This is a genomic window from Sulfurovum sp. (assembly GCF_041551015.1).
In the GTDB taxonomy this organism is placed as follows: domain Bacteria; phylum Campylobacterota; class Campylobacteria; order Campylobacterales; family Sulfurovaceae; genus Sulfurovum.
Genome location: NZ_JBFENQ010000156.1, coordinates 1 through 3,834 on the forward strand (window position 1 = coordinate 1; position 3,834 = coordinate 3,834).

The 3,834-nt window shown below is 36.3% G+C and carries 5 protein-coding genes and 1 tRNA gene; 2 read left to right on the forward strand and 4 right to left on the reverse strand.

Annotated elements, in window-relative coordinates:
* Window positions 1–48: 48 nt before the first annotated feature.
* Together ABZC96_RS08905 and ABZC96_RS08910 are read left to right on the forward strand one after the other, a co-directional pair.
* A tRNA-Ser gene (locus ABZC96_RS08905) sits at window positions 49–139 on the forward strand.
* Between the two features lie 229 nt (window positions 140–368).
* Window positions 369–539, forward strand: coding sequence for a hypothetical protein (locus ABZC96_RS08910; protein WP_373030557.1), 171 nt, complete (start codon window positions 369–371; stop codon window positions 537–539).
* 136 nt (window positions 540–675) lie between these two features.
* On the opposite strand, the gene ABZC96_RS08915 is transcribed toward ABZC96_RS08910, so the two are convergent.
* The 4 genes from ABZC96_RS08915 to ABZC96_RS08930 form a co-directional block, all read right to left on the reverse strand.
* Complete coding sequence (locus ABZC96_RS08915) at window positions 676–1,359, reverse strand: lysostaphin resistance A-like protein (RefSeq protein WP_373030558.1); 684 nt, start codon at window positions 1,357–1,359, stop codon at window positions 676–678.
* 169 nt (window positions 1,360–1,528) lie between these two features.
* Window positions 1,529–2,326, reverse strand: coding sequence for a hypothetical protein (locus tag ABZC96_RS08920; RefSeq protein ID WP_373030559.1), 798 nt, complete (start codon window positions 2,324–2,326; stop codon window positions 1,529–1,531).
* A 374-nt stretch (window positions 2,327–2,700) separates the two neighbouring features.
* The gene (locus ABZC96_RS08925) at window positions 2,701–3,429 is read right to left on the reverse strand and encodes an NAD-dependent deacetylase (protein WP_373030561.1); all 729 of its coding nucleotides are present in this window, start codon (window positions 3,427–3,429) and stop codon (window positions 2,701–2,703) included.
* Window positions 3,430–3,477: 48 nt separating this feature from the next.
* Window positions 3,478–3,834: hypothetical protein (locus ABZC96_RS08930; protein WP_373030562.1), on the reverse strand; the 357-nt coding region annotated here is incomplete at its 5' end.

The window sequence follows — 3,834 nt, forward strand, 5'->3', positions numbered from 1 at the left end:
GCTTCTATTTAACCCAATGTTATTATAATCTCATCCACAAAAACACATGGACAGTTGGGTGAGTTGGCTGAAACCACATCCCTGCTAAGGATGCGTACTCGTAAGGGTACCGAGGGTTCGAATCCCTCACTGTCCGCCACTTTAATCCTCTAAAACACGAACTTTCAGACTACTCAATCTTTGACTCTGCAAAATATTTATTTGTAGAAAATATCTGCGTTACAATGTTTAATGACTGACTAATCAAGATATTGTCAAATATAAGAATTGAATGGTACAATCCATAAAAATGCTAAAATCTGTTAAAAAACCATTAATATTTATAGTGGTATTAGTAATGCAGTAGCATAGATTATAAGGAATATATTATGACGTTGGATGAAATTGCTTTTGAGTTGGAGCTAGCAGGATTGAGTAGAGAGCAACAAGTGAAATTATTATCATTTTGTAAAGTACACGGTTTTGATGCAAAAGTACTTGATAAAAAACTACAACTTATGGGATATGAACCGATCTTCAGTATTTATGATGACGAATAAGATAGTCATGACAAGGCTTAGTCAGCAGTAACTACTTTCTCTTTTATAGGATAAGTAGAAAATCTTTCTTACCATGCCTATTGAGAAACCATTTCCCCTCACAATAATATGTTAGATGAAAGTAAAGAGCTGGAACCTAATGTAACATTTTAGAAACGGTTAACATTGTACCGGTATCAAAGTATATTCCTAGTCCTATTGTAAATATCAGGGCTCCATAAAGTGCATGTGTGACTGAGACCAAGAGAGTAGAACGTGTCCTCTCATACATGGAAGCAAACAGAAATCCTCCCAGAACAGTAAGCCCGACTGCTACCCAGTTTTGAAAAATGATATGCATGTAGCCAAAGAGCAGGGCATTTACAGTTATCATCTGCCATTTCCCACTAAAGAGCATCTTGTAACGGTGAAAAAAGAAGGTTCTGTAGAGAAGCTCTTGAGGATAGACAGAAATAAGCGGATACAAAACCACTATTAACGCCCAAAGCAGAGGATCTTCTTCAATAAGGGAAAAAAGATGATCAGGAATGAAAAAGTAGATCAAAGCCATCATCACTGCGGCAATGACGATAAACTGTTTTAGCATGCCTTTATAATGTTTTTTGAGCTCAGATGAACGCCATAGAGAGTCACGGTCAAAGGTTTTGTCTTTGAATGCAGCCCAAATACAGATGAAAGCGATCGACCATAAAATGAGCATAATAGGTATAGGAAGTAACGCATAGAGGACGGCTGGCATAATAACAAAAATGCCCATTAGTTCAGATATAAGATAAAAACGTGATTGAATAAGTGATGTGTATGTACTGGTATTATCCATAAAAAGGACCTTCAAATATATAATATTTAGATTTCCACGGATGGTTATAGAACTGAACTTAACACTCTCATAGTATATCAAAATTGCCTATATATTATAGGCAATATATGTAGGATAGAGAAATGTATTCGAATCTCCCACTATGATACACTCCATAAAGAGCTAATTATTATTTGACTTTTGTATTCTCTTCTAGTTTTATATTCTCTGGGTTCATGAGACCTTCAATGTTTGCGTGGGTAAGTGTTTTCTGAAGTAAGTGACCTTTGTCAAGATCAAGTGACTCAAAACGGTGATCTTCCAGAAGTTCAACAAATTCAAAAATCTCTTTTGTGATTGCAAATTCACCTTCTGTCACTCTTATCTTTTTAAAATTCTCCAATATGGTTTGTGTTGTTTTACTTTCACTTTGTTCTATCTCTTGATTGCCAAATGCAATAACATAGACACCCGCTTGAGAAGCTGATTCTACAAAGTTTTTGATTCTTCTTAAGTCAATATCTTCTGTTGGAAAGTTTTCTAAATTCATCAGTACCAGATGATACATCTTTTTAAGTTTAGATTTTTGATTATGTTCATTTATAGTAGGCCTATTACAACAGAGTAACTCTTTATGACGAGAGATGATAGTCTCTTCAAGCTCCTCAAAAAGCGCTAACATCATCTCAGAATTATAAGCTGTTTTATAGAGATGCAGATACTGCAAAGGTGAAAGATTATAGAACTTCTTTTTACCAAAATCAAAAAGATCTACTTTTAAACTTTCATGAGGCATTGTAGAGAGCAGTTCCAAACAAAGACTCTCTAGTAACTTGTCAGCCTTTGCTTCAGAGACATTATCATACAATAGGCAGAATCCACCATCTTTACTAACCGTATATAGAGGGATGGTGTCATGGCCTTCTTTGTGTAAGTCTCCTATATGAAATCCCCATGGAAATGCATAATTCTCATCTTTATCTGCCATATTACTGTGCTCACTTATATTTTTGCTGCAATTATATCACTATATAGATTAGGGGGGACTCTCTTCTTTTATTTCATTTTAAAGAAGCAGATACTAGAAAATTTCATGCGAAGAGACTTTATAAAATATATAACTATATATGGTTCTTAGTAGATAATATTATGATTTTTGGAAGAAGGTAACTTTTAAAAGTTTTGGACAAGATTAAAGGAAGCATACAAACAAGGAAGAATGATGCAATCTAAAATAAAAAGTTACCAGAAAACCAGAAGTATCAAAAAGGGATAAGAGTCCTTCATGGAATTCATATTGCCAGTATAGTCATATTGTGTGAAGTAAGTGTGAAGACATACTCCCTCCTAAATGTGGTGTAGTTATAATCGATCACCCATATGATCTTTGATAATTGCTATCATGTCATCCATCGCATCACCCGCCTTTTTCTGGATGAAATGCTCAAAGTATTCATCAATGTAAGACTTTGGATCATATATACTTGTAGTCTTCTGACGTTTGGGATCAATAAGGATGGAGTGTTTAAATTCCTTCGCAATGGGAACAATGTCGATCACGGCACCGCTAGTACCTATAGCGATGAAAAGTGTACTCTGACGAATAGCGTCATGGATGTGACTGTACTCCGGTGCCGATTCGCCAAACATGACGACATTGTGACGTACCCTTTTGTTTCCACAATGGGGACAATATTCATTCCCATCTTGAGGGGCATAACCAACATTAAACGTCTCTGTACACGCTTCACAGCGAAGATCGGTTAGCGTACCATGAAGATGGATCACATCTTTGGCACCTGCCTTCTCCATAAGATTGTCAATATTTTGGGTGAGATGGATGAACCTTCCTCGATAATCCTGTTCAAGTTGGGACAGCACTTTATGAGCATGATTAGGCTCTTTAAACTCAAGATCACTTCTGCGCTCGTTGTAAAAATGGGTTACATATTTACGATCTTCGATCCAGCCTTGTGTAGAGCAGACTTTCATAACATCGTGGTTTTCCCAAAGACCGTCATGGTCTCTAAAGGTACGGATACCACTCTCAGCAGAGAGACCTGCACCGCTTAGTATCATAATTCTTTTCATGTTCAATCCTCTTTATAGCACTTTTTCATTATACGTCAATTAATAGAGCTAGTCTTTGTTTTGTGCTTCTTCATTCCAGATAGGGTTTTCTCTATCATCTTCATGGAGTTTGGCTCTTTCCTTTTCATCAATATGCCAATAAGAGTAGTCAATGCTTGAGCCTTTATAGGCTTCTTTTTTTTCATGTTCAAACGGACACCACCAATTTTCGACAATTTTTACAAGGTAAGCCATATATCTGAACATCGCTACACTTAAGGGACAGTAGATCTTACAGTTGAATATCCAGTAAAATCGGTAAGATCTCAAGTTTGTCCAGTTCTTTTTATCGCCATGAATAATCTGCCGGTCATAATTATAGCGATGAGAAGCCCAATGGGGAACAAAATCACTAAAGGGTTTGAC